This is a genomic window from Ruegeria sp. AK4 (genome assembly GCF_056541025.1).
The window spans coordinates 1-2448 of record NZ_JBQFXS010000061.1; the positions used below are offsets into that span (position 1 = coordinate 1).

2 protein-coding genes and 1 pseudogene are annotated in these 2448 nt (G+C 54.9%); all 3 read right to left on the reverse strand.

The window, feature by feature from the left end:
- Positions 1 to 262, reverse strand: a 262-nt coding sequence (locus tag ACR0EZ_RS25805; RefSeq protein WP_480617689.1) for an SDR family NAD(P)-dependent oxidoreductase, incomplete at its 3' end; no start/stop codon positions are given.
- Positions 263 to 287: 25 nt separating this feature from the next.
- Positions 288 to 671 (reverse strand): annotated as a pseudogene (locus ACR0EZ_RS25810) (tripartite tricarboxylate transporter permease); the annotation flags it as partial.
- 45 nt (positions 672 to 716) lie between these two features.
- A protein-coding gene (locus ACR0EZ_RS25815; protein ID WP_170717543.1) for an IS3 family transposase occupies positions 717 to 2068 on the reverse strand; the annotation gives its coding sequence in 2 pieces (ribosomal slippage) (positions 717 to 1732 and positions 1732 to 2068; 1353 coding nt in all).
- Between the last annotated feature and the right edge of the window lie 380 nt (positions 2069 to 2448).

A 2448-nucleotide genomic window follows, 5' to 3' on the forward strand; every position in this document is an offset into this window, starting at 1 on the left:
CGCCTGCATTGCAGACAAGCACATCCAGTGCGCCAAAGCGGGCGTTGATCGTTTCCAACGCGGCCTTCACCTGATCGGCATTTGCTGCATCAGCCTGTACAACCAACCCGTTGATTGATCCGGCGACCGCTTCCAACGGCTCTGCCCGTCGCCCCATAACGGCTACATTGGCTCCTTCTGCGCTAAGCCTGCGTGCAATCGCTGACCCAATACCTGTACCGGCCCCGGTAATCAGAACGGTTTTTCCGTCAAATCGTGCCATTTTGCGCTCCTTTTCCGAGTGCGGATCAGCTTTGCTGACTGTCGTGGATGTCGTGGTCATGTTCCATTTCCGGCTGGGCGACGCGACGTTCGCGAATAACACCCCAGAAATGGAAACCGATCAGCAGGACGATGGCCAAGGCCAGACCTGCCGCGATTGGCCGGTCAACAAAGTCCAGCGGATCACGAACCCGAGCCATGGCCGAGCGCAGCTTCACTTCCATAATTCCACCAAGAACCATGCCCAGAATGATCGGGACAATCGGAAGGTTCTGTCGTTTCAAGATCAGACCCATTACACCAAAAACAGCTGCAATGGCACAATCGGTGGCGGAGTTCCGCAGCGAGTAGATACCGACGAACGACAGAACCAGGATCACCATGTCCGTCATGGAATGATTTGGAACACGAGCGTTTGATTGGCTTAGGAGGATCAGGCTCGCCGCAGTTTCAATCTACGCCGCGTTCTGATGATGCAGCAAGCGGCGTTTCTGGATTGTCTGGTGTTTGATTTCCTTTCTGCGTCTGAGGATTGTTTCGGCTCGACCGAAATAGACATCGGCGGGTGTCAGATTGCTGATGCTCTCGTGGTATCGGTTGTGGTTGTAGTGATTGATGAAGTCGCCGATGGCCTGTTCGAGCGCTCCTGGCAGATAGTAGTTTTCCAGCAGGACACGGTTCTTCATCGTCTGATGCCATCGCTCAATCTTGCCCTGGGTCTGCGGATGGTTGGGCGCTCCCCGAACATGATCCATACCCTGCTCATCCAGCCATTTCGCCAACTCGCCAGAGATGTAACTGCTGCCGTTGTCGCTGAGCAGCCGGGGCTTGTGGGCAACGGTGACACTGTCACAACCTGATGCAGCCAAAGCGTCTTCCAGCGTTCCTGTGACATCGTCAGCTTTCATCGTGGTGCAAAGGCGCCAAGAGACAACGTAACGGCTGTAATCATCCAGGATCGTAGACAGGTAGAACCAGCCCCAACCGATGACTTTGAGATAGGTGAAGTCGGTCTGCCAAAGCTGGTTCGGCCGCACAGTCTTCTCATGGAATTCATCCGCCGCTTTGATGGTGATGCAGGCTGGGCTAGTGATCAGATCTTGTGCCTTCAGAAGCCTGTAAACACTGGCCTCAGAAACGAAGTAGCGCCTGGTGTCGGTGAACCGCACCGCAAGCTCGCGGGGCGATAACTCGGGTTCTTCCAGAGCCAGTTCCACGATCTGCTTGCGCACCTTGTCGGGGATGCGGTTCCAAACCCTACCTGGCCGGGAATGGCGATCCTCAAGCCCGGCCTCGCCGAAAGACAGATACCTGTCGTACCAGCGGTAGAAGGTCGTTCTGGGAATGCCGAGCTTTTCCAGTGTGCGTTTGATCGGCAGGTGCGAACCGTCAACCAGCCGGATGATCTCAAGCTTTTCGGATGCGGGATATCTCATTCGTCGTCTCCCCCATCCTCGAACATGCTTTTTTTGAGCAGCCGGTTCTCAAGGGTCAGGTCGGCGACTACCTCTTTCAGCGCCGACGATTCCGCTCTCAAATCCTTCACCTCAGAGCTGGTAGCCTGGCGTGCGGTATCGCCAGCCAACCGCTTCTTACCGGCCTCAAGGAACTCTTTCGACCAGCTGTAATACAGGCTCGTAGCTATTCCTTCACGGCGACACAGCTCCGCTATGCTGTCTTCACCACGAAGCCCATCCAACACAATACGGATCTTCTCCTCTGCCGAATGCTGGCGCCGTGTCTTCCTGCGGATGTCTTTGACAACTCTCTCTGCTGACGCTTTCTGTTTCCCGGATTTCATTCTCATCTCCACTCTCTGATGGTTACGATGAGCCTGAAATCCTCCGCTACGCAATCAACCTAGTCTGTTCCATGGGTGCTGATGGCGGACACCGCGGGTCCAAAAGCTTACGTGCATCAAGGCAGTACCGATTGCTGAGGAAGCTTGCCGGTTGAAGCAAGTCGACCCCTCCAAAAGTTGCACATAAACAATAGAACAGGAAGGGAACAGCTTGTGCTCCAGCTAATGCTTGATCGTCCAAGGCGGTTTTAACGCTATTTCGGTAGCAGACTGCACACCGCACTGTAGTGGATACATGGCCTGCCGAGTGACCGGTCGCTTTGCAGTTAGAATGGTTCTCAGCCATCAGCGACGTTTCATTTTGCATTCGCCTCCCACGGTGGGAA